21 protein-coding genes are annotated in these 22,215 nt (G+C 62.5%); 16 read left to right on the forward strand and 5 right to left on the reverse strand.

Features of this window, described 5'->3' with window-relative positions:
• Positions 1–2 precede the first annotated feature (2 nt).
• The 4 genes from ACXYL9_RS02420 to ACXYL9_RS02435 are packed head-to-tail and all read left to right on the forward strand — an operon-like array spanning position 3 to position 5,095.
• Complete coding sequence (locus ACXYL9_RS02420) at positions 3–296, forward strand: molecular chaperone DnaJ (protein ID WP_459037996.1); 294 nt, start codon at positions 3–5, stop codon at positions 294–296.
• Positions 293–1,705, forward strand: coding sequence for a phosphoglucomutase/phosphomannomutase PgmG (pgmG, locus tag ACXYL9_RS02425; protein ID WP_459037997.1), 1,413 nt, complete (start codon positions 293–295; stop codon positions 1,703–1,705). The genes ACXYL9_RS02420 and pgmG overlap by 4 nt, the downstream gene beginning before the upstream one ends.
• A gap of 27 nt (positions 1,706–1,732) precedes the next feature.
• Positions 1,733–2,599, forward strand: coding sequence for a DUF2059 domain-containing protein (locus ACXYL9_RS02430; protein ID WP_459037998.1), 867 nt, complete (start codon positions 1,733–1,735; stop codon positions 2,597–2,599).
• Positions 2,600–2,653: 54 nt separating this feature from the next.
• Entirely contained in the window at positions 2,654–5,095 is a 2,442-nt protein-coding gene (locus ACXYL9_RS02435) for a ligase-associated DNA damage response DEXH box helicase (protein WP_459037999.1), read from the forward strand.
• A 104-nt stretch (positions 5,096–5,199) separates the two neighbouring features.
• On the opposite strand, the gene ACXYL9_RS02440 is transcribed toward ACXYL9_RS02435, so the two are convergent.
• From ACXYL9_RS02440 to ACXYL9_RS02455, 4 genes are all read right to left on the reverse strand, one after another.
• Complete coding sequence (locus ACXYL9_RS02440) at positions 5,200–5,658, reverse strand: ExbD/TolR family protein (protein ID WP_459038000.1); 459 nt, start codon at positions 5,656–5,658, stop codon at positions 5,200–5,202.
• Between the two features lie 32 nt (positions 5,659–5,690).
• Positions 5,691–6,221: an ExbD/TolR family protein gene (locus tag ACXYL9_RS02445; protein ID WP_459038001.1), complete on the reverse strand. Its 531-nt coding sequence runs from the start codon at positions 6,219–6,221 to the stop codon at positions 5,691–5,693.
• A gap of 79 nt (positions 6,222–6,300) precedes the next feature.
• The gene (locus tag ACXYL9_RS02450) at positions 6,301–7,098 is read right to left on the reverse strand and encodes a MotA/TolQ/ExbB proton channel family protein (protein ID WP_459038002.1); all 798 of its coding nucleotides are present in this window, start codon (positions 7,096–7,098) and stop codon (positions 6,301–6,303) included.
• A 40-nt stretch (positions 7,099–7,138) separates the two neighbouring features.
• The gene (locus tag ACXYL9_RS02455; protein WP_459038003.1) at positions 7,139–7,867 is read right to left on the reverse strand and encodes an energy transducer TonB; all 729 of its coding nucleotides are present in this window, start codon (positions 7,865–7,867) and stop codon (positions 7,139–7,141) included.
• A 338-nt stretch (positions 7,868–8,205) separates the two neighbouring features.
• Here ACXYL9_RS02455 and ACXYL9_RS02460 point away from each other — a divergent pair, with 338 nt between their 5' ends.
• The 4 genes from ACXYL9_RS02460 (at position 8,206) to ACXYL9_RS02475 (ending at position 12,654) form a co-directional block, all read left to right on the forward strand.
• Positions 8,206–9,075, forward strand: coding sequence for a hypothetical protein (locus ACXYL9_RS02460; RefSeq protein WP_459038004.1), 870 nt, complete (start codon positions 8,206–8,208; stop codon positions 9,073–9,075).
• Between the two features lie 78 nt (positions 9,076–9,153).
• The gene (locus tag ACXYL9_RS02465; RefSeq protein WP_459038005.1) at positions 9,154–10,476 is read left to right on the forward strand and encodes a homoserine dehydrogenase; all 1,323 of its coding nucleotides are present in this window, start codon (positions 9,154–9,156) and stop codon (positions 10,474–10,476) included.
• Between the two features lie 116 nt (positions 10,477–10,592).
• Complete coding sequence (gene glpX, locus ACXYL9_RS02470) at positions 10,593–11,600, forward strand: class II fructose-bisphosphatase (RefSeq protein ID WP_459038006.1); 1,008 nt, start codon at positions 10,593–10,595, stop codon at positions 11,598–11,600.
• A gap of 118 nt (positions 11,601–11,718) precedes the next feature.
• Positions 11,719–12,654 carry a ribose-phosphate pyrophosphokinase gene (locus ACXYL9_RS02475; RefSeq protein ID WP_459038007.1) on the forward strand — a complete coding sequence of 312 codons (936 nt, stop codon included), beginning with the start codon at positions 11,719–11,721 and terminating at the stop codon, positions 12,652–12,654.
• A gap of 21 nt (positions 12,655–12,675) precedes the next feature.
• Here the strand turns inward: ACXYL9_RS02475 and ACXYL9_RS02480 are convergent, their stop codons facing one another.
• On the reverse strand, positions 12,676–13,623 hold the full coding sequence (locus ACXYL9_RS02480) for an AraC family transcriptional regulator (protein ID WP_459038008.1): 948 nt from the start codon (positions 13,621–13,623) through the stop codon (positions 12,676–12,678).
• A 90-nt stretch (positions 13,624–13,713) separates the two neighbouring features.
• Here ACXYL9_RS02480 and hisN point away from each other — a divergent pair, with 90 nt between their 5' ends.
• The 8 genes from hisN to ACXYL9_RS02520 all read left to right on the forward strand — a co-directional run bounded on the left by hisN (position 13,714) and on the right by ACXYL9_RS02520 (position 22,207).
• Entirely contained in the window at positions 13,714–14,484 is a 771-nt protein-coding gene (gene hisN / locus ACXYL9_RS02485; RefSeq protein WP_459038009.1) for a histidinol-phosphatase, read from the forward strand.
• The gene (locus tag ACXYL9_RS02490; protein ID WP_459038010.1) at positions 14,481–15,230 is read left to right on the forward strand and encodes an SDR family oxidoreductase; all 750 of its coding nucleotides are present in this window, start codon (positions 14,481–14,483) and stop codon (positions 15,228–15,230) included. The genes hisN and ACXYL9_RS02490 overlap by 4 nt, the downstream gene beginning before the upstream one ends.
• Positions 15,231–15,387: 157 nt before the next feature.
• The gene (rpmI, locus tag ACXYL9_RS02495; RefSeq protein WP_459038011.1) at positions 15,388–15,591 is read left to right on the forward strand and encodes a 50S ribosomal protein L35; all 204 of its coding nucleotides are present in this window, start codon (positions 15,388–15,390) and stop codon (positions 15,589–15,591) included.
• Between the two features lie 27 nt (positions 15,592–15,618).
• Entirely contained in the window at positions 15,619–15,981 is a 363-nt protein-coding gene (rplT, locus tag ACXYL9_RS02500) for a 50S ribosomal protein L20 (RefSeq protein WP_459038012.1), read from the forward strand.
• Between the two features lie 129 nt (positions 15,982–16,110).
• Positions 16,111–17,007 carry a helix-turn-helix domain-containing protein gene (locus tag ACXYL9_RS02505; protein ID WP_459038013.1) on the forward strand — a complete coding sequence of 299 codons (897 nt, stop codon included), beginning with the start codon at positions 16,111–16,113 and terminating at the stop codon, positions 17,005–17,007.
• A gap of 138 nt (positions 17,008–17,145) precedes the next feature.
• The gene (gene pheS / locus ACXYL9_RS02510; RefSeq protein WP_459038014.1) at positions 17,146–18,246 is read left to right on the forward strand and encodes a phenylalanine--tRNA ligase subunit alpha; all 1,101 of its coding nucleotides are present in this window, start codon (positions 17,146–17,148) and stop codon (positions 18,244–18,246) included.
• Entirely contained in the window at positions 18,243–20,642 is a 2,400-nt protein-coding gene (gene pheT / locus ACXYL9_RS02515) for a phenylalanine--tRNA ligase subunit beta (protein ID WP_459038015.1), read from the forward strand. Before pheS ends, pheT begins: the two co-directional genes overlap by 4 nt.
• 20 nt (positions 20,643–20,662) lie before the next feature.
• Entirely contained in the window at positions 20,663–22,207 is a 1,545-nt protein-coding gene (locus tag ACXYL9_RS02520; RefSeq protein ID WP_459038016.1) for a peptide chain release factor 3, read from the forward strand.
• Positions 22,208–22,215: the final 8 nt, after the last annotated feature.

Consider the following 22,215-nt stretch of genomic DNA (forward strand, 5'->3'; position numbering starts at 1 on the left):
GGATGCTGCGTCTCCTCGTCATCGCCGCCATCCTCGCGCTGGCGTGCCGATGGATATCTGGCAAATGGCCGTGGGAATATCTCGGGGCGGGCACGACCCGGCACCAGGCCGTGCAACGCGCAAGGCGCTTGCTTGCCGTGCGCCCCGATGCCAACAGGACCGACATATTGTCCGCGCACAAGCGCCTGATCGCCATGGTCCATCCCGATCGGGGCGGCTCGAACGAGCAGGTGCACGAAGCCAATGCTGCGCGTGACCTGTTGCTCGACGAATTGCCGGAGGAATTGCCAAAGTGAAGAGCCACGATTTCGATCCGTCCATCCTGCGCGAATACGATATTCGCGGCGTTATCGGCGAGACGTTGTCGGTCGATGATGCCCGGGCGATCGGGCGCAGCTTCGGTTCGATGCTGCAACGGGCCGGCGGCAAGACAGTGGCAGTGGGGTACGATGGCCGAGTCAGTTCGCCGACGCTCGACGATGCACTTGTCGAAGGCCTGGCTGCCACCGGCTGCGATGTCGTGCGGATCGGCATGGGACCGACCCCGATGCTCTATTTCGCCGAAGCGTCAGCCGAAGAGGTGGATGGCGGCATTCAGATAACAGGCAGCCACAATCCCGCCAATTACAACGGCTTCAAGATGGTATTTCTTGGTCGCCCCTTCTTCGGATCGGATATCCAGGAACTGGGTCGTGTCGCCGCCGCCGGAGACTGGCTCGACGGAAAAGGTGCGGTCAGCGAACGCGACGTCAACGACATTTACGTCGACCGCATGCTCAAGGCCCTCGACGGGATCGACCGCGATGCACTCGCGTCCATGAAGGTCGGCTGGGATGCGGGCAACGGGGCCGCTGGCCCGGTGCTGGAGTCGCTCGTCGCGCGGCTTCCCGGAGAGCATCATCTTCTGTTTACTGAGGTCGATGGCCATTTTCCCAATCATCATCCTGATCCAACGGTGGAAGCCAACCTGGCCGACCTGAAGGCACTCGTCGCCGAGAAGAAGCTCGACTTCGGAGTGGCTTTCGACGGCGACGGCGACCGCATCGGCGCAATCGACGGCGAAGGCAGGGTCATATGGGGGGATCAACTACTGATGATTTATGCCGAGGACCTCCTCGTAAGACTACCTAACGCGACGGTTATCGCCGATGTGAAGGCCAGCCGCGCGCTGTTTGAGCACATCGAACGCCACGGCGGAAAGCCGATCATGTGGAAGACGGGCCACTCGCTGATTAAGTCCAAAATGAAGGAAGTTTCTTCGCCGCTGGCCGGTGAAATGAGCGGACATGTCTTTTTCGCCGACACCTATTACGGTTTCGACGATGCGCTTTACGCCGCGCTGCGGCTGATGGCGGCGTCGGCCCGGCTGGGTAAGTCGGTGACGCAATTGCGCAGCGAGATGCCCGAAATGGTCAACACGCCGGAAATGCGTTTCCAGGTCGACGAAAGCCGCAAGTTTGCTGCCATCGACGAGGTCAAGGCGCGGCTTGCCAATGCGGGCGAGGGTATTGATGTCGACGATACCGACGGCGTTCGGGTGACCACCAAGGATGGCTGGTGGCTGCTGCGCGCCTCAAACACACAAGATGTGCTGGTTGCGCGCGCGGAGGGCGACAGCAAGGAAGCGGTCGAGCGGCTGATGGCGCAGATCGACGAGCAACTGGCGCTGTCCGGCCTCGAGCGGGGCGAGCAGGCCGGCCACTAGTAAGGATACAGATTGGGGGGAATGGAGATGCGTAAACTCTTGTTCGGCACACTGCCGGCGATGGCCTTGGCAACAGCCGCTCCGCTGAGCGCACAGCAATCGGCACCGCAGATCGAAACCACCCAGGCTGATGAAAGCGAGTCCAGCGAAGAAGCTGAAATGGCCGAAGCGATGGCTATGCTCGGTGCGATGTTCGCGGTCGAGCCGCTTACGCCGGAGCAGGAGGCACGATTGCCGCTGGCGACCACCATCATTGCCAAGATCATGCCCGAGGGCGCGATGGCCGAGATGATGGACGGCATGTTCAACGGCATGCTTGGCGGACTGATGCAGATGGGGGACGAAGCTCCGGCCACCAGCGTCCTGGCGAATAGCCTCGGTATCTCGGCCGACGAAATGGATTTGAGCGAAGACCAGGCGGCCGAACTCGTGACACTGCTCGATCCTGCTTGGCGCGAACGTCGCGAGATCGAGAAGGCGATGCTGCCGGAGATGATGAAGACCCTCATGTCTGCCATCGAGCCGGCGATGCGCAGGGCCATGTCCGAGCTTTATGCTATCAACTTCACCCAGCCCGAGTTGGTGGGCATCGACGCCTTCTTCTCGACCGAGACCGGCGCAAAATATGCTCGCAAGTCTTTCACCATGGCGAGCGATCCGCGGGTTATGTCGGCCAGCATGGAGGCCTTTCCGGCTATGATGGGGACCTTCGAGGACATGGAACAGCGGCAGAAAGAAGCGACTGCGCATTTACCGCAAGTTCGAAGCTATTTCGAACTCGAACCGGCGGAGAAGGCCCGCATCGCTGCGGCGACCGGTTATACCGCCCAGGACCTCGAAGCGATGAGCTCGGTCCAGACGGCTGCCCCTGAACTGGAGGACGAAGTCGAATAGGGCCTCGCTCCACGGGTTTGGTCCCATGCTCGCGCATCAAGCGTTGAGCCAGCGATGAGCGCGCGCGTCCCACTCGAAATCGAAAGCTGGTTTGCCGGTCGGGGCTGGCAAGTACGGCGGCACCAGGCTGATATGCTCGCCGCTGCCGACAGCGGCAAGCACGCGCTGCTGGTGGCGGACACCGGAGCGGGCAAGACGCTGGGCGGGTTCCTGCCTACGCTGGCTGATTTCTGTCCTTCGCGGCTGGGCGAGGAGAAGCCACCCGAAGGGTTGCACACGCTCTATGTTTCGCCATTGAAGGCGCTGGCCCACGACGTGCAACGCAATCTTCTCACCCCGGTCGAGGAGATGTGCCTGCCGATGCGGATCGAGACCCGCAGCGGAGACACGCCCTCGGATCGCAAGCGGCGGCAGCGCGCCAGGCCGCCGCATGTGCTGCTGACGACGCCTGAATCTCTCTCGCTGTTGCTGAGCTATCCTGACAGTTTCGACCTCTTCGCATCCTTGAAGCGCATCGTGGTGGACGAGGTGCACGCCTTTGCCACCGGCAAGCGCGGCGACCTGCTGGCGCTCGGCCTGGCGCGATTGCAGGCGATTGCGCCCAAGCTGCAACGGGTGGCTCTCTCGGCCACGCTCGCAAATCCGGAGGGTTTCCGCGAATGGCTCTCGCCTTGGGGCGAGATCGACGAGGTCGCGCTGGTAGAGGGCGAGGAAGGCGCACCGGCCGATGTCGAGATAATGTTGCCACAGGAAGAGCGCGTCCCGTGGGGCGGCCATGCCGCGACCTGGGCGATCCCGCAGCTCTACGAGCTGGTAAAGTCCAACCGGACCACGCTCATCTTCACCAACACGCGCTTCCTTGCCGAATACACCTTCCAGAATCTGTGGGACGTCAACGAGGACACGCTGCCCATCGGCATCCACCACGGCAGTCTCAGCCGCGAGGCACGGCGCAAGGTTGAAGGGGCGATGGCGCGCGGTGAATTGCGGGCGCTGGTGGCAACCGCCAGCCTCGATCTGGGCGTCGACTGGGGCGATATCGACTGCGTGGTGCAGATGGGGGCACCCAAGGGCTCCTCGCGGCTTCTGCAGCGGGTGGGCCGGGCCAACCACCGGCTCGACCAGCCCAGTCGGGCGGTGCTGGTGCCGGGCAACCGGTTCGAGTTTTTGGAGGCGCAGGCGGCCAAGGACGCGGTCGATGAAGGTATGCGCGATGGCGAGGACTTCCGACCCGGCGGGCTCGATGTACTTGCCCAACATGTAATGGCCTGCGCCTGCGCTGCGCCATTCGATGAAGACGCGCTGCTGGCCGAAATTCGTTCTTCGCTGGCCTATGCCTGGGTCGACGACACGATCTGGCAGCGCGTGCTCAATTTCGTCGCCACCGGCGGCTATGCGCTCAAGGCCTATGACAAGTTTCGCCGCATCGTCCGCGACCGCAGCGGCGTGTGGCGCCTGACCCATCCCGAACTGGCCGCCAAGCATCGCCTCAACGCCGGCATCATCATTGATGGCGAGATGATCCAGGTCCGGTTCCGCAACGGGCGCTCGCTGGGCAAGGTCGAGGAACGCTTTGCCATCGCATTGCGGCCAGGAGATACTTTCTCCTTCGCCGGACAGGCGCTCGAGGTCGAGCAGTTGCGCGACATGGAGATCGTGGTGCGCGCCACGTCGAAGTCGGCGATGATCCCTTCCTATGGCGGCGCCCGGATGCCGCTGACGACCCACCTGGCGGACCGCGTACGGGCGATGCTGATCGATCGCGCAGGCTGGGCGCGCTTTCCCGACGATGTGCGCGAATGGCTGGAGGTGCAGGACTGGCGCAGCCAGATGCCGGGGCCGGACAATCTGCTGGTCGAGAGTTTCCCCCATGCCCAGCGACACTACACGGTCTATTATACTTTCGCCGGGTGGAATGCGAACCAGTCGCTCGGCATGCTCATCACCCAGCGGATGGAGGACCGCGGCCTGTTGCCCGGTGGCTTTGTCGCCAATGACTATTCGCTCGCGGTGTGGGCGCTCAAACCGGTCAAGGACCCGGCACCATTGTTGTCGCCGGAGATCCTGACCGAGGAATTCGTCTCCTGGGTCCAGGATTCGCACCTGCTCAGGCGTTCCTTCCGCGAGGTCGCGGTGATCGGCGGGCTGGTCGAACGCCAGCAACCCGGCAAGCGAAAATCGGGTAAGCAGGTGACCTTCTCGACCGACCTCATCTACGACGTGCTGCGCAAATATGAGCCCGACCACGTCCTGCTAGAAGCAGCCTGGGCCGATGCGCGCGAACGGCTGACGGACATCGGTCGCCTGCAGGAGGTGCTGGAACGTTCGGCCGAGCAATTGCTCCATGTCGAGCTCGAGCGCGTCAGTCCTCTGGCTGTACCGGTGATGGTGGTGATCGGGCGCGAGCGTACCCCGCAAGGGTCGGTTGACGACGAACTTCTGCTCGAGGCGGAGAGCCTGGCGTCCGCGGCCATGCGGGTCGACGGCTTGCCGTAAAAGACTTGCGGTGAGGCTGCCGCCCCATATGTGCGCGTCTAAGCCGGACACAAAAAAGGGGCAGATCGCTCCGCCCCTTTTTCATTATCCATGGTGGACCGAGCTTACTGCTGGCCGCCGCCCTGTCCGGACTTGCCGAACACGCGGAACTGTTCGTTACCCACGAAACCGAACTTGGTAACGCCCGAGCCCTTGATGATCCGCAGCACTTCGGCCGAGAGCTGGTAGCTCGTCTGTGCCTCGGGCTCGAATTGCAGTTCAGGCTCGGGAACCATGTCCCGGGTGATATTCAGGTTACGAACCAGTTCGCCCTGGTCGATGACTTCGCCGTTCCACAGGATCTCTTCCTGCTGGGTCAGCACGATCTTGTTCTTGATCGGTTCAATCATGTCCGGCGGCGGAGGTGAATCGTCCGGCTGCGGAAGGTCGATATCGATCGAGTGAGTCGCGACCGGGATGGTGATGATGAACATGATGAGGAGCACGAGCAGGACGTCGATCAACGGCGTCATGTTCATGTCGTTCATCGGTAGGCCGTCGTCTTTGCCGCCTGCCATTGCCATGAGTCAGTTACTCCTGTTTCTCGTCTCGCGGCTCAGCCGTTGGGATCGACCGGGTTGGAGATGAATCCAACGGTTGGATAACCAGCTCGCTGAACGTTGTAGATCGCGCCAGCCACGCAGCGCCATGGGGCGTTGACGTCGCCGCGAATATGGACCTGTGGAATAAGGTCGGGATCCTCCATGATCGCATCTTGGCCACCGGCGCGGCGCACGATGGCGTCGAGACGTTCGAAGGCCTGGTCATAAAGCTCTTCCGAGGAGACCGGGGCGATATTGTTGAAATAGACCCGGCACTCGCCTTCGCGGGAGGCCCCTTCGAAGCCCGAATCGCCAGCGCTTCGGCCGGACGTATCGGTGGTGCTTACCGTAAGCAGAAGGTTCTCGACCTTGTCCTTGGACTCGACCGATTCCAGTACCGGAATCTCGAGCTTCTCGATCGTCTGGATCGCGACCGGAACCGCGATGAGGAAGATGATCAGGAGAACCAGCATCACATCCACCAGCGGGGTGGTGTTGATGTCGGACATCGGCGTTTCGCCGCCGCCTCCCGTGGAAATTGCCATGACTACATCCTATCCGTCTGTGGTCGTTTAAATGCTCTGGACGAGGGCGGCCACGCCGAAACGGGCCGCCCTGTCAGACTTACTTCTTGATCGGAGCACCGCCAGCGGTGGTAGCCGGCTTTGCAGGAGCAGGTTTGGCAGCCGGCTTGCCAGCAGGCGCATGCACGGTCGGCTTCACCTTGCCGTCCGAGCTGATGTAAGCCAGCACGTCGGTCGAGAAGCCGGTCAGCATTTCGGCGATCCGGCGGTTGCGGCTCTGCAGCCAGTTGTAGGCAAGCACGGCCGGAACCGCGACGAGCAGACCGATGGCGGTCATGATCAACGCCTCACCAACCGGACCTGCGACCTTGTCGATCGAGGCCGAACCGGCCAGGCCGATGTTGATCAGGGCGCGGTAGATACCGATCACCGTGCCGAGCAGGCCGATGAACGGCGCAGTTGCACCCACAGAAGCCAGGAACGGCAGGCCGCCCGCGAGCTTGGCATTGATCGTGTCTTCCGACGACTGCAGCGAGCCGTGCAGATAGTCATGCGCTTCGCGCTGGTCGACCATCTTGGAGTGATCTTCGTCGGCCTTGAGGGCATCGTCAACGATCTGGCGCCAAGCGCTGTTCTTTTCCAGCTTGACGGAGCCATCACGAAGGTTCGAGGCCTTCCAGAAGTTGCCACGCACCTGCGAATTGTACTGGCGCATGATCTTGGCCTGTTCGAGCAGCTTGGTGATCAGGATGTAGAACGAGCCGATCGACATGATGACAAGCACGGTGAAGATGGACCAGGCGATTACACCGCCCTGCTCCATTGCTTCCATAAAGCCGAAGGCTTGCTTCGGTGCTGCATCGTCTGCAGCAGCGACGGTAAGAAGTTCGATAATCATTTTGCGAGTTCCTCTCGAAAAATACGGGTGTCAGGATGAATTATTGCGGGATCTGCCAACGGACCGACTGGGTATAGGTGCCACTCACCTCGTTCCCGTTGCTGTCGGTTGCCGGGTTGAACCGGGCGCGACGCTGCATGTTCTTGCAGGTAGCCTCGTCGAGGCGTTCATGCCCGCTTGAACCCGTAACCCTGCAGCCGTCCACCCGGCCATCAGCCCCGACCGTCAGCGTAACAGTGGTCACGCCTTCTTCCTCTTCACGCAGCGAGCGCGAGGGGTAGTCGTTGGTGGTGACCCAGCGACCGGCATTGCCGCGCGGTGTGGGGTCCTTCGGTTGGGTGAAGGTCGGGCAGTTCGCATTGACCGGAACCGACTGGCCACCAGGACAAGACTTCATCTGCGGCCCACAAGACGCGCTGGCATCGACAGTCCGGCCATCGGCACAGGTCTTCGTTGTCGCACGCTGTACGGGCTGCGGAGGCCGTTCGACCGGGTCACGCGACGTATCGCGCAGCCTGTTCGGATTGGGCAACTGGATGGGTGCCGGGGGAACGACGACCGGCGGCGGTGCCGTGTCCGGAACTTCCTCTGGCGGGGGCGGGGGCTCTTCCTCCGGCTCGGGTTCTTCGGGCTCTTCGATGTCGACGGTCGTAACCCGCTCAACGACGCTTTTCGCCGCTTCGTAGGCAAGACCGGTGACGAGCGTATACCCGATCAACACGTGGAGAAGAGCAACGATGATAATTGCAACAACGCGGTTGCTACTCATCTGTTGGTCAGCATAGGCCATGCAGTCGCATCACTCCGTCTGCGCCGGTGATCCCGGCTTCTCATGTCCGGCGCCTGCACCGGACGGCGATCCATTCATCCATCTCGAAGGAGCCGCAAACCGTCGAATCGACAATGCGCCGACCGCCTGGCCCCCCTAAACGGATTCAATCCGGGTAGATTGTTCTTTCTCTCCAGCCCCGGACCGTCCGACCCTTAGCTATTGTCCAATGCTGGCGCAAACGCTTTATCGGTTAAGGGTCGATTCACAGGTCGGAACCGAGCATAGGGGCGAACGGTTCCGCAGCCGCGACCAACCGTAGAACGAAAGTCCACCTCATGCCGATCCCATCGATTCGCCTAGCCCTGACCGCGACAGCCGCGCTGGCCGTTTCTGTTGCTCCGCCCATCGGGGCCGCTCACGCGATGCAGCAGGGCGAAGCTACCAGCACGCTTACATGGACCGACATTGCCGATCTTTCCGATGCGGCGAAAATGGTGGTCCGCGTCAAGATCAAGAAGCAGGCCGAGCTCAAGCCCGAGCGGGCACCCGGCCTCGCCCCTGGCTACACCAGGCTTTATATCGAGGCCGAAACGCTTGCGCTGATCGCAGGTAGCGCGCCCGTAGGCGAATCGCTGCGCTATCTTGTCGACGTGCCGCTCACCGCCAAGGGCAAGGCACCCAAATTGAAAAAGTCGGAGTTCGTTCTGTTCGCCCGGCCGGTGCCGACAAGGCCTGGCGAGATTCAATTGGTCTCGCCCAATGCCCAATTGCCGTGGACGCCCATGCTCGAACAACGGCTACGCCCGGTTCTCGCCCAATTGGCGGCGCCCTCGGCTCCGCCAGTGGTGGTCGGGATTCGCGATGCCCTTTCGGTGGCTGGCAATCTCAGCGGCGAGTCCGAAACCCAGATCTTCCTTGCCACAGCCAACGGCGCCCCGGTCGCACTGAGCGTGGTGCGACGTCCCGGTTCGCCACCGGCATGGGGGGTTTCCTATTCCGAAATCGTCGACCAGGCGGTGCGAGCACCGCAGCCGCAAACGCTCAACTGGTATCGTCTTGCCTGCTTCCTGCCCCGCGAGCTGCCGGGTTCAGCTCATCTGAGCCAGGACCGGGCCGATCGCGCCCGTGCCGATAATGATTATCGCTACGTGCTCGAACAGCTCGGCACGTGCAACCGGACGCGGATGCCCCCGCCTGCAGCGTGATCGCGTAAGGCCAGCTAGCGCCATACCAAGATTAACTGGTTCCCCCGCCCGGGCGAGCAGCGCTAGAGCCTTGCGGCCATGAACAAGCCGTCTTCTTTGTCGCCCTTACGTGTAGGTCTTGCCGGTCTCGGCACGGTCGGCACCGGAGTGATCCGCCTGCTCGAACAGAACGGCACGCTGGTGGAGCAACGGGCCGGTCGGGCGATCAAGATTACCGCCGTTTGCGCTCGCGAGCGTCACCGGGATCGCGGCGTCGATCTGGCTGGCTACGCCTGGTGCGACGACATGGCCGAACTTGCTTCGCACGACGATGTCGACGTGGTGGTCGAGCTGGTCGGCGGCTCTGACGGACCGGCACTGACGCTGGCACGGCAGACCCTGGCAGCGGGCAGGGGCTTGGTCACAGCTAACAAGGCCATGGTGGCCCATCACGGTATGGAACTGGCGCAGATGGCCGAGGCGCACGGTAGCAGCCTGCGGTTCGAAGCTGCGGTTGCTGGCGGTATCCCGGTCGTCAAAGGGCTGCGCGAGGGCGCTGCGGCCAATGTCATCGAGCGGGTCTACGGGATTCTCAACGGGACCTGCAATTATATCCTGACGGCCATGGAGGCGAGCGGCGCTGACTTCGGCGAGACGCTGGCCGACGCACAGGCGCACGGATTTGCCGAAGCCGATCCGGCCTTTGATATCGACGGCGTCGATGCCGCACACAAGCTGGCCATCCTGGCTGCGCTGGCATTCGGCACAGAAATCGATTTCGACAGCGTGGAAGTTGAGGGCATCAGGCAGGTGCGGGCGGTCGATATCGCGCAGGCCGATGCACTCGGCTACGTAATCCGGCTGATTGGCGTCGCTGATATGGAAACCGCCGCCGATGGATTTCGCCTGCTGCAACGCGTGCGACCGTGCCTGGTGGCCAAGGATCATCCGCTGGCTCCGATTGCCGGCCCCACCAACGCTGTTGTTGCCGAGGGCAATTTCGCGGGCCGGCTGCTGTTCCAGGGCGCCGGAGCAGGTGATGGGCCGACCGCGAGCGCGGTCGTGGCCGATCTCATCGATCTTGCACGCGGTGAAAGCGGGGCGCCGTTCTCGGTCCCGGTCGCGTCATTGGCTGTTGCGGCAAAGGCCGACAGCGGCGCACGCAAGAGCCGGTCCTATATCCGCTTTATGGTCGCCGACCGACCAGGGGTGCTGGCCGAAATCGCTGCGGCGATGCGCGATGCCGGAGTGTCGATCCAGAGCCTGATCCAGGAAGGCGAGGCTAATGGCGAGGGCGGCGTGCTCGTGGCGATGGTTACCCATACAGGTCCAGTTCGCAATGTCCGGCAGGCCGTCGCTATGCTCGAAGGGTCCGACAATCTGGTGGCTGAGCCGCTGGTCATGCCCATCCTGCGCAGTTGAATTGGGCGATTTCGGTAAAGCCGTTGCGAATAGCGACAATTGCGCCCTCGGCGTATCGACATTGCCACAAGGCCGGTCTAGGCGACGCCCCGAACTTCTGAAGGAACTGCGTCGCCATGAATACCGCCACCGGATCGATCTCTGCAACCAAGGCCAGCTCGGTCCTCGATCGCGTTTTGGTGATGGAAATGGTCCGCGTGACAGAAGCCGCCGCCATCGCCGCTTCGGACCTGATCGGTCGCGGTGACGAAAAGGCAGCCGATGCCGCTGCGGTCGAGGCCATGCGACGGGCCTTCGACGAGCTTTACATGGATGGCACCGTCGTTATCGGCGAAGGCGAGCGCGACGAAGCACCGATGCTCTATATCGGTGAGAAGGTCGGCGGCGCTCCGGGCAAGGGGCCCAAGATCGACATCGCGCTCGACCCCCTTGAAGGTACCACCATCACCGCCAAGGCCGGCCCCAACGCATTGGCCGTGCTGGCGGCGGCTGAGGAAGGCTGCCTGCTCAACGCGCCCGATACCTACATGGACAAGCTGGCAGTCGGCCCGGGCTATCCCGATGGCATTATCGATATCGCCAAGAGCCCGACCGACAACGTCAAGGCAGTGGCCGAGGCGAAAGGCGTGCAGCCGTCCGATATCATCGTCTGTGTCCTAGATCGCCCACGCCATGCGGACCTGATTGCAGAATTGCGCAGCCTGGGTTGCGGCGTGGTGCTGATCGGCGATGGCGATGTGGCCGGCGTAATCGCGGTGACCGACGAGGACACCACGATCGACCTTTATATGGGCCAGGGCGGCGCGCCCGAAGGTGTGCTTGCCGCCGCCGCCCTGCGCTGCGTCGGCGGCCAGTTCAATGGCCGGCTGGTGTTCCGCAACGAAGACGAGAAGGCGCGTGCGCGCAAATGGGGGATCGAAGACCTCGACCGTATCTACAAGCTCGAGGATCTGGCCAAGGGCGATTGCATCTTCGCCGCCACCGGAGTTACTTCGGGCTCGCTGCTCGATGGCGTCAAGCGAAAGCACGGCATTGGCGGTGCGCGGGTGATGACGACCGAAAGCGTGGTCATGCGCGCATCGAGTGGTACCGTGCGCTGGATTCGGGGCGAGCACCGCATCTGAGCAGCGTGCCGCAGCGGGGAGAACGTCCGCGCATTATGTTGCAATAGGATGTCAGGCGGCTAATCCGGGGCAAATCCGAGTCGCATAGGCTGGCTCGCAACATCCGGGGACCGCTTAAATGAAAATCATGGCCGGCAATTCGAACCTGCCGCTTGCCCGGGCGATTGCCGCCTACCTCGAAATCCCGTTGACCGATGCCAGTGTCCGGCGTTTCGCGGACGAGGAAATCTTCGTCGAGATACATGAGAATGTCCGCGGCGAGGACGTATTCCTCGTCCAGTCGACGAGCTATCCCGCCAACGACAACCTGATGGAACTGCTGATCGGGATCGATGCGCTGCGCCGCGCCTCGGCCAAGCGGATCACCGCGGTGGTGCCCTATTTCGGTTATGCCAGGCAGGACCGGAAGCCCGGGCCGCGCACGCCGATCTCGGCCAAGCTGGTAGCCAACCTCATTACCGAGGCTGGCGCCGACCGCGTGCTGGCGGTCGACCTGCATGCCGGCCAGATCCAGGGCTTCTTCGATATTCCGACCGACAACCTTTACGCCGCACCGACCATGGCAGCCGATATCCAGGCCCGCTACGGCGAGCGCGAACTGATGGTGGTCTCTCCTGATGTCGGCGGCGTGGTCCGCGCCCGCGCACTGGCCAAGCGGCTCGACAACGCCCCGCTGGCGATCGTCGACAAGCGTCGGGATCGGCCCGGCGAAAGCGAGGTCATGAACATCATCGGCGACGTCAAGGGACGCCACTGCGTGCTGATCGACGATATCGTCGATTCGGGCGGTACGCTGTGCAATGCGGCCGAAGCTTTGCTGGAGCAGGGGGCCAGCTCGGTTGCAGCCTACATCACCCACGGCGTGCTGTCGGGCGGAGCGGTCGCGCGGGTCAACAGTTCGGCCCTCACCGAGCTGGTCGTTACCGACACCATCGGGGCCACCGACGCCGCTACCGACGCCGAGAAGATCCGCTATCTTACCATCGCTCCTCTGATCGGAGAGGCCGTGCGCCGTATCGCAGATGAAAGCTCGGTCAGCTCGCTGTTCGACTAGGCAATTCCTGCCCCAGGCGAGCTATTGCCAGGGGCGTTTCTCGCCTTGCTCGATCCGGTCGAGTTCTTCCAGCCGCCGGGCTTGGCGTGATTCGAGCGTGATCGTCAGCAACGGCTGGCTGGTGTTGAGGAACCGCCGCGGAGTCATCCCGAACATGGCCGTGAATTCACGGTTGAGGTGCGACTGGTCAAAATAGCGCAGCGCAAGTTCCTGTGCTTCGGTGTCATCCGCCACGCCGCATAGATGCGCGGCCAGATCGAGAGCTCGGGCGCGGCGGAGCACCCGTTTGGGCGACAGGCCAAAATCGCGCTTTACGACCCGCTCCAATCGCCGCTGATCGACATTCAGCCGCTCGGAACACTCGGATACCGCAATATTCGGGTCTTCGAGGGCAAGGCGGTGAAATCCGGCCGACACCGGGTCGGGTTTCTTTCGCCCTGCTTGCTCGACCAGTGCTTCAATGAAATCTTCAATCGTCGTCATCCAATCTTCGGCGCTGGTGCCGGATCGCAACTCGTCCAGCAGGGCAGGGTCTGCCAACGGCAAGGCACTATACGGCACAATGCGGTCCAGGAGATCCGGCGAAGGTGGTCCACCCAGCGCGTGAATAGCGCCCGCACGCAGTGACAGCCCGACCGATGCGAACCCTCCGCCAACGCTCACCGGCATGCGTTTGGACTGCGGGCCGAACAACAGGACCTCGTCATGATAAGCCCGGCTGCCGTCCGCTGACTGGGCTTGCCAATCGCCGTGCAAGAGAGCTCTCAACATGGGTGCATCGGTGAAGATTCCGCAGGCGACGAGCGAACTCTTCGGGGCGCCCAGTTCCATGCCGTAAACATGGCCAACCCACGGCCTCAGGCTCTCGCGAGGCTGTCGGTTGATGGAAATACGGTGACCGTCACGCGTAGTGTCGTATTGTGCACCGGTGGGTCGCGTCTGCCCCTGCCTCTCATCGGTTGTAGCCATGCGTATCCCCTTGAGATTTATCTAGGATGCTTGTCGGCGCACGGCAATCTCGCTCTTGACCAAGACGTTCGCTCCGCCCATCGCCGCGCCATGAACCTGTCTGCCGAAATCGCCCTCGCCCACCGTCTCGCCGATGTTGCGCGCGAGGAAATCCGTCCCCGCTTCCGCAAGATTGGCGCCGAACGCAAAGCCGATTCATCGCCCGTGACCGAGGCCGACCGCGCCGCAGAGGAGGCGATGCGTCGCATCCTCAAGGCCGAGTATCCGCAAGACGGCGTGGTCGGCGAAGAGTTCGGGACCGAAGAAGGTCGCAGCGGACGGCAATGGGTACTCGACCCGATCGACGGAACCACCAACTTCCTTGCAGGCCGTCCGTTCTTCGGCACGCTCATCGCCCTGATGAAAGACGGGTTTCCCGTACTCGGGGTGATCGACCAGGCAATCATCGGTGAACGATGGGTCGGCGTGGCGGGGCAAGGAACTACCTTGAACAACCGGCCCGTCACCGCGCGCACTTGCAAGTCGCTCGAGGAGGCCACGCTCGCCACCACCGGACCGCATTATTTCACGGTCGAACAGGGCAATCGGTTCATGGCACTGGCCGGGCACACCGACCACAAGCGAATGGTGATGGGAGGAGACTGCTATAACTACGCCATGCTCGCGAGCGGACATATCGACATTGTCGCCGAAGCCGGGCTGAAGCTGCACGATTTCGCGGCATTGGTGCCAGTGGTGGAAGGAGCAGGCGGGGTCATGGCCGACTGGAATGGCGACCCGCTCCATGCCGCCAGCGACGGACACGTCATCGCCCTCGGAGATCCCGCCCGGCTGGAAGACGTGATCGAAGCACTGGGATGAGCGGCAATGGCGACCTTGCGGGACGCACCGCGCTGGTCACGGGTGCCGGGCGCGGACTCGGTTTTGCCATAGCCGAACAGTTGGCACGGGATGGCGCAAAGGTCTGGTTGGGCGGTCGCGATCGCGCAGGCCTTGAGCGGGCAAGTGCAAAGATCGGGGGCGCTGCCGCCGCTCTGCCTTTCGATATCACTGACGCCGACGCTGTCACCGCTGCGCTCGGCACGGTCGAGGACAGTGGCGGGCTCGACATTCTCGTCAACAATGCCGGGATGCGCGACCGCCGCCCACTTGCCGAGGTGGACCGCGTGGACATGCGCGACTTGCTCGAGGTCAATCTGGTGGCGCCGTTTGACCTGGCGCGGCGGGCTGGCGCTGCGATGTGTGGGCGCGGCTGGGGCCGGATCGTCAATATTACTTCGATCGCCGCCCGAATTGCCCGCGGCGATGCGCTATATACCGCCAGCAAAGGCGGCCTCGATGCGCTTACTCGCGCTCTGGCAGCTGAATTTGGGGCGTATGGCGTGACCGTCAATGCCGTCGCGCCGGGCTATTTCGCGACCGAGGCCAACAAGGAAATGGTGCAGGATACGCAGGTTGCCAAACATTTGCGCCGCCGCACATCGCTCGGCCGTTGGGGACAGCCGGGGGAGATCGCCGGCGCGGTCGCTTTCCTCGCTTCGGACCGGGCCTCCTACATCACCGGCGAGACGATCAATGTCGACGGTGGATACCTCGCGCATTTTTAAGTCGCGACAGGCGGCCGCGCAGTCGCAGGAACCGCTTGCATTTTGCTGCCCAGCCGCTAAATGCGCGCACCTTCACTGACACGTGATTCATTAGCCTGCCTGGCGACAAGGGCTGCCAGGGCCGGTTCGGACGTGTCTCTGTCTATAGGAGATGAAAATGCCCAAGCTGAAGACCAAGAGCGGCGTTAAAAAGCGCTTCAAGATCACCGCCACTGGCAAGATCAAGCATGGTGTCGCTGGCAAGCGCCACCGCCTGATGAGCCATAATGCGAAGTATATCCGCCAGAACCGCGGCACCTCCGTCCTGTCCGATGCGGACACTGCGACGGTGAAAAAGTGGGCCCCTTACGGGCTCAACTGAGCGCGCTGGATTTCAAGGAGATAAACTATGCCTCGCATTAAACGCGGCGTTACCACGCGCCAGAAGCACAAGCGTCTACTCGACCAAGCCAAGGGCTATCGCGGTCGGCGCAAGAACACCATTCGTGTTGCTCGTCAGGCCGTCGAAAAAGCCGGCCAGTACGCCTATCGCGACCGCAAGGTTAAGAAACGCAGTTTCCGCGCCCTGTGGATCCAGCGTATCAACGCCGCCGTTCGCGCAGAAGGCCTGACCTATTCGCAGTTCATGCACGGCGTGAAACTCGCTGGTATCGAACTTGACCGCAAGGTCATGGCCGACCTCGCCATGAACGAGGAAGCAGCCTTCAAGAGCGTGATTACGCAGGCCAAGGCAGCTTTGCCGAGCGCGTGATCGCTTCGTAATTCGATGGAATAAAAAAGGGGGCGCTGCGGCATGTTCGCAGCGCCCCCTTTCGTTTGTGGATTTGCCTGTCGGACGGCGACAGTCTAATCCGATGGGCGAAGGGCGGACGGAATCGGCGTGATTGATCTTCAATTTTTTCCAATTCCCGGCAGATGGTCTGATCATCTGACCTCGATCTATCGGCTTGAGGTCAATCTTCCTGCGGGTAAGATTGTGTCCGACGTGCTGCTCCCCGAGTGGGGGAATGTCCGCTTCTTCGATGATCGCGGGCGAAGCGCTGGACGTCTTGCCGGTCTGACACTCGAGGATAACGGATTTCTTGCTACCGGCCCTTCGGCACGGCCGGTGCGATTCTCGATCGGGGCGTGCAGGCTATGGGGTATCGGCCTCTTGCCCCTGGGATGGGCGACTTTCGTCCGCGCGCCGGCCAGGTCCCTTGTCAACAAGGCCTTCAATGGCGCGACCCACCCCGCCTATGCCCATTTTACGACACTGTCGCGGCAGCTGGACGGGGCGGGCCACGACGATTGGAAGCAGTACCGCCTTGTATGCGACTGGCTCAAAACGCATGCCAAGCATCCCCGCGATGAAGACCGCTTGTTGGCGATGCAGAATGCAGTGATGGATCGTTTCATGATCCAGATTCCCGATTTTGCCGAGCGGGCGGGGGTCAGCGTGCGCACGCTGGAGCGGCTTTCACTCAAGTATTTCGGTTTCAGCCCCAATGTCGTTTTGCGCCGCCAGCGGCTGATACGCAGCCTGACCTCGTTCATGATCGACGGTGATGGCAACTGGACCCAGTCGATCGACCGCAATTACCACGACCAGCCACATTTTGTGCGCGAGTTTCATAACTTCATCGGCATGAGTCCGACCGAGTATGCCGCTTTGGATCATCCGATCATGAATGCCTTCATGGAACACCGGCAAAAGGTATGGGGCACGCCAGTGCGTGCCCGCGATGTCAGGGCAAACGAGACCCGGGCAGCCGATGGACTGTCGGTTACAGCCTAGACTGACTCGACGTGAATACCGGGCACTGGATATCCCCCGACGCCGCGCGGCGAATTGGGGCTTGGGACTTGTCCCTTGTCCCGCTAGAGGCCTCCCTTCGACAGCAAGGCCAAGCCTCCGACGGGGGCCGGATGGGACATGAGTACGGTAGACGATCTAAAGAACGAAGCGCTCGCGCGGATTGCCGCAATCGGCGATGCCGACGCGCTCGAAGCGCTGCGGGTGGAATTTCTCGGCAAGCAGGGATCGATTTCGGCGCTGCTCAAGACGCTCGGCAAGATGACGCCGGAAGAGCGGCAAGTCGAAGGGCCGAAAATCCAGGGCGCCCGCGCCGCCGTTGCCGATGCAATTGCTGCCCGCAAATCCACCTTCGAGCAGGCCGAACTCGAAGCCAGGCTGGCAACCGAGACCCTCGACTTGACGCTGCCGGCTCCGCGCACGCCTGCCGGATCGGTGCATCCGGTCAGCCAGGTGATGGACGAGCTGGCGGAAATCTTCGCCGATCTCGGCTTTGCCGTCGCCACCGGTCCCGAGATCGAGGACGACTGGCACAATTTCACCGCGCTCAACATGGCCGAAACCCATCCGGCCCGTGCGATGCACGACACTTTCTATTTCCCCGACCGCGACGCTGACGGCAACCGGATGCTGCTGCGCACGCACACTTCTCCGGTGCAGATCCGTGCGATGCAGGTACAAGGTGCGCCGATCCGCATCATCGCGCCGGGGCGGGTCTATCGCAGCGACAGCGATGCGACCCACACGCCGATGTTCCACCAGGTCGAAGGCTTGGTAATCGATCGCAATATCCATCTCGGCCATCTCAAGTGGACGCTGGAAACCTTCCTCAAGGCTTTCTTCGAGCGCGATGACATCGTCCTGCGCCTGCGTCCGTCATATTTCCCCTTTACCGAGCCTTCGGTCGAGGTCGATGTCGGCTATTCGCGTGACGGCGGCCGCCGCGTCGTCGGCGGAGATGGCGATGCCGAAGGGCATGACTGGATGGAGCTGCTCGGATCGGGGATGGTCAACGCCCGGGTGATCGAGATGGCCGGGCTCGACCCGGCCGAATGGCAGGGCTTCGCCTGGGGCCTCGGCGTCGACCGGCTGGCCATGCTCAAATACGGAATGGACGATCTGCGCGCTTTCTTCGACGGCGATCCGCGCTGGCTGGCGCATTATGGCTTTAGCCCGTTCGACCAGCCGACCCTTTCCGCAGGTGTGGGGGCGAAGGCATGAAGTTCTCCACCACCTGGCTCAAGGATCATCTCGAGACCGATGCGAGCCTCGAAGAAATTGTCGCCACCCTCAATCGCATCGGCCACGAGGTCGAGGGCGTCGAGGACCCGGCCGAACGGCTGGCCGGTTTCCGCGTTGCGCAAGTCCTGACCGCAACCAAGCATCCTGATGCCGACAAGCTGCAGGTGCTCACCGTCGATACCGGCGAGGGAGAGCCGCTTCAGGTTGTTTGCGGCGCGCCCAATGCGCGTGCAGGTATGAAGGGTGTGCTTGGCCTGCCGGGCGCTGTCGTGCCCGCCAACGGGATGGAATTGCGCAAGAGCGCCATCCGCGGTGTCGAAAGCAACGGCATGATGTGCTCGGTCCGCGAGCTCGAACTTGGCGACGAGCACGACGGTATCATCGAACTGCCTGCTGCCGCGCAGGTGGGCGAAAGCTTTGCCGATTATCACGGCGCGGCCCCGGTCATCGACGTGGCGATTACCCCGAACAGGCCCGATTGCATGGGCGTGTACGGCATTGCCCGCGACCTTGCCGCAGCTGGCCTCGGCACCCTCAAGCCAATTGCGATTTCGGCTTTCGATGCCAAGGGCGATTGCCCGGTCGAAATCCGCACCGACGACCCTGATGGCTGTCCGGCATTCTATGGCCGCGTCGTTACCGGTGTGACCAATGGTCCTTCTCCCGACTGGCTGCAACAACGGCTGGTCAGCGCGGGCCAGCGCCCGATCTCGCTGCTGGTCGACCTGACCAACTTCCTGATGCTCGCTTATGGCCGGCCGGCTCATGCTTATGACCTTGCCAAATTGTCTGGCGCAGTCGTTGCCCGGCGGGCCAAGGACGGCGAGCAGGTACTGGCGCTTAACGAGAAGACCTACACGCTCGACGACAGCATGACCGTGATTGCCGACGACAGCGGCGTTCACGACATTGCCGGGATCATGGGTGGCGAGGATTCGGGGGTCACCGACAGGACGACCGACGTCCTGCTCGAAATCGCCTATTTCAACCCTGAACGCATCGGCGTGACAGGGCGCAAGCTGGGCCTGGCGTCCGATGCCCGCACCCGCTTCGAACGCGGGGTCGATCCGGCCTTCCTGCAGGACGGTCTCGACCTGCTGACCGGTCTGATTATCGATCTGGCTGGCGGCAAAGCGTCTGAAGCCGTGCTTGCAGGCGCCCCGCCAAGTGAGCCGCTGGTCATCTCTTTTGATCCTGCTCTGACGCTGCGGCTCGGCGGGATCGAGGTTGCCCAGGACGAGCAGAAGCGCATCCTCCAAGCGCTCGATTTCAAGGTGGAGGACGACTGGCAGGTAACCTGCCCGCTGCGTCGGCACGATATCGAGGGTCCGGCCGATCTGGTCGAGGAAGTGGTTCGCAATATCGGCCTCGACAAGGTTGAAAGCGTTGCCTTGCCGCGCCTTGATGGCGTCGCGCGTCCGACCGCATCGTCGTTGCAAACGCTCGAGCGCAAACTGCGCCGGGCAGCAGCGGCAGGCGGCCTGCATGAGGCGGTAACGTGGTCCTTTCTGCCGATCCCGCAGGCCGAACATTTCGCTGATGGCGCCGAGCTTTGGGTGCTTGAGAACCCGATCAGCGAGGACATGAAGGCGATGCGTCCCTCGCTCATCCCGGGCCTCCTCGCAGCAGCCAAGAACAATGCCGACCGCGGTGCCGATGGCAGCCGCCTGTTCGAAATTGGGCGGCGCTATTTCCGCGGCAAAGGCGGCGCCAGCGATGAGAAACCGACGCTCGGCGTGGTGCTGGCGGGAGAGAAATCGCAACGCGGCTGGGACCAGCGCAGCAATGGCGGCAAGGCGCGAGGGTTCGACGCTTATGATGCGAAAACCGTTGCCGAGACGTTGCTCGAAGCGGCTGGCGCTCCAGTCGACAGGTTGATGGTGATGGGCGAGGCGGGCGAACAGTTCCACCCCGGCCAGTCTGCCACCTTGCGGCTGGGTCCCAAGAATGTGCTGGCTCGCTTCGGCGCGCTGCATCCGGCAACGCTCAAGTCATTCGACGTGGATGGCCCGGTCGTCGCGGTCGAGCTGTTCCTCGATGCCATCCCGGCGCGCAAGAATGCCGGCTTCGTGCGGCCCGCCTATGCGCCTCCCGCCTTGCAGGCGATTACCCGTGACTTCGCGTTCCTGGTCCCCGCCGACCTGGTCGCCGGGGAATTGCAGCGTGCTGTTCTCGCCGCCAACAAGCAGTCGATCACCGAGGCGCGCATTTTCGACGTTTTTGCCGGCCAGGGCGTACCCGAAGGGCACAAGTCGGTCGCGCTTGAAGTGACGCTGCAGCCGGATGAAAAATCGTTCAAGGATGACGAGATCAAGGCAATCTCCGACAAGGTGGTAGATGCCGCCAAAAAACTGGGAGCAGAACTGCGCGGCTAAGTCGAGCGCACCCGAATATCATGTCCAATCGTCGTACCTTCGCCATCATCTCGCACCCCGATGCGGGTAAGACCACCCTGACCGAGAAGCTGTTGCTGCAGGGCGGCGCGATCCATCTCGCCGGCGAGGTCAAGGCGCGTGGCCAAGCCCGCCGCGCCCGCAGCGACTGGATGAAGATCGAGCAGCAGCGCGGGATCTCGGTTACCTCCAGCGTGATGACCTTCGAGAAGGAATACGCCACCGACAACGGCACCGAGACGATTACCTTCAACCTGCTCGATACGCCGGGCCACGAGGATTTCTCGGAAGACACCTACCGCACGCTGACGGCGGTCGACTCGGCGATCATGGTGATCGATGCGGCCAAGGGGATCGAGCCGCAGACATTGAAACTGTTCGAGGTCTGCCGGCTTCGCTCGGTGCCGATCATAACCTTCGTCAACAAGGTTGACCGCGAAGGACGCTCGGGCTTCGAACTTCTCGACGAAGTGGCCGACCAGCTTGCGCTCGACGTATCGCCGCAAAGCTGGCCAATCGGCATGGGTGGCCAGTTCGAAGGCGTGCTGGATTATGCCACCGGGCATGTCGCCCGGCCAGAAGGCGCATCGAAGGAATTTCTCGGGACACGAGATGAAAACCCGGAGATTCCCGAGCAATGGGCCGAGGAGGCCGAGCTGGCTCAAATCGGGTATCCCGAATTCGATCTCGAAGCTTATCGCAACGGTGATCTAACCCCGGTATATTTCGGCTCGGCGCTCAAGAATTTCGGCGTGGCCGAATTGATCGATGCAATTGCGCGCCATGCGCCACCGCCGCGTCCGCAGCCGAGCGAGACAGGGCCAATCGCGCCGACCCGCGACGAGGTGACCGGCTTCATCTTCAAGGTGCAGGCCAACATGGATCCCAATCACCGTGACCGGATCGCATTCATGCGGCAGGTATCGGGCACCTTCAAACGCGGCATGAAACTGACTCCCTCGGGACTGGGCAAGCCGATTTCGGTGCATTCACCGATCATGTTTTTCGCCCAGGATCGCGAGATTGCCGATACTGCGGAAGCTGGCGATATCATTGGCATTCCCAACCATGGCACGCTGCGCGTGGGCGACACCTTGAGCGAGAAGAACGAGGTTCGCTTCACCGGGCTGCCCAATTTCGCGCCCGAGATCCTGCGCCGTGTGGTCCTGGCGGACCCGACCAAGACCAAGCAATTGCGCAAGGCGCTCGACGATTTGTCGGAAGAGGGTGTGATCCAGGTCTTCTATCCGGAGATCGGCGCGCAATGGATAGTCGGCGTGGTCGGCCAATTGCAGCTCGAAGTGCTCGTTTCGCGGCTGGCCGCGGAGTACAAGGTCGAGGCGAGCCTCGAACCGGCACCCTTCGCGACCGCCCGTTGGGTGCGCGGCGAGGGCAAGGCAGTTGAAGAGTTCGAGAGTTTCAACCGCGCAAATCTCGCTCGCGATCGCGACGGCGACCTCGTGTTCATGGCCAAGAGCCCGTGGGACGTGAACTATCAGGCTGAAAAGAACCCCGACCTGACCTTTTCCGCAACCAAGGAGCGGTGACAAGCCGC

This window comes from Qipengyuania sp. CAU 1752 (assembly GCF_054482615.1).

Excerpts from the sequence above, each read along its gene's own strand:
- ACXYL9_RS02420 (WP_459037996.1), top strand. The coding sequence starts at position 3 with ATGCTGCGTCTCCTCGTCATCGCCGCCATCCTCGCGCTGGCGTGCCGA.
- ACXYL9_RS02430 (WP_459037998.1), top strand. The coding sequence starts at position 1,733 with ATGCGTAAACTCTTGTTCGGCACACTGCCGGCGATGGCCTTGGCAACA.
- ACXYL9_RS02435 (WP_459037999.1), top strand. The coding sequence starts at position 2,654 with ATGAGCGCGCGCGTCCCACTCGAAATCGAAAGCTGGTTTGCCGGTCGG.
- ACXYL9_RS02440 (WP_459038000.1), bottom strand. The coding sequence starts at position 5,658 with ATGGCAATGGCAGGCGGCAAAGACGACGGCCTACCGATGAACGACATG.
- ACXYL9_RS02445 (WP_459038001.1), bottom strand. The coding sequence starts at position 6,221 with ATGGCAATTTCCACGGGAGGCGGCGGCGAAACGCCGATGTCCGACATC.
- ACXYL9_RS02450 (WP_459038002.1), bottom strand. The coding sequence starts at position 7,098 with ATGATTATCGAACTTCTTACCGTCGCTGCTGCAGACGATGCAGCACCG.
- ACXYL9_RS02455 (WP_459038003.1), bottom strand. The coding sequence starts at position 7,867 with ATGAGTAGCAACCGCGTTGTTGCAATTATCATCGTTGCTCTTCTCCAC.
- ACXYL9_RS02460 (WP_459038004.1), top strand. The coding sequence starts at position 8,206 with ATGCCGATCCCATCGATTCGCCTAGCCCTGACCGCGACAGCCGCGCTG.
- ACXYL9_RS02465 (WP_459038005.1), top strand. The coding sequence starts at position 9,154 with ATGAACAAGCCGTCTTCTTTGTCGCCCTTACGTGTAGGTCTTGCCGGT.
- glpX (WP_459038006.1), top strand. The coding sequence starts at position 10,593 with ATGAATACCGCCACCGGATCGATCTCTGCAACCAAGGCCAGCTCGGTC.
- ACXYL9_RS02475 (WP_459038007.1), top strand. The coding sequence starts at position 11,719 with ATGAAAATCATGGCCGGCAATTCGAACCTGCCGCTTGCCCGGGCGATT.
- ACXYL9_RS02480 (WP_459038008.1), bottom strand. The coding sequence starts at position 13,623 with ATGGCTACAACCGATGAGAGGCAGGGGCAGACGCGACCCACCGGTGCA.
- hisN (WP_459038009.1), top strand. The coding sequence starts at position 13,714 with ATGAACCTGTCTGCCGAAATCGCCCTCGCCCACCGTCTCGCCGATGTT.
- ACXYL9_RS02490 (WP_459038010.1), top strand. The coding sequence starts at position 14,481 with ATGAGCGGCAATGGCGACCTTGCGGGACGCACCGCGCTGGTCACGGGT.
- rpmI (WP_459038011.1), top strand. The coding sequence starts at position 15,388 with ATGCCCAAGCTGAAGACCAAGAGCGGCGTTAAAAAGCGCTTCAAGATC.
- rplT (WP_459038012.1), top strand. The coding sequence starts at position 15,619 with ATGCCTCGCATTAAACGCGGCGTTACCACGCGCCAGAAGCACAAGCGT.
- pheS (WP_459038014.1), top strand. The coding sequence starts at position 17,146 with ATGAGTACGGTAGACGATCTAAAGAACGAAGCGCTCGCGCGGATTGCC.
- pheT (WP_459038015.1), top strand. The coding sequence starts at position 18,243 with ATGAAGTTCTCCACCACCTGGCTCAAGGATCATCTCGAGACCGATGCG.
- ACXYL9_RS02520 (WP_459038016.1), top strand. The coding sequence starts at position 20,663 with ATGTCCAATCGTCGTACCTTCGCCATCATCTCGCACCCCGATGCGGGT.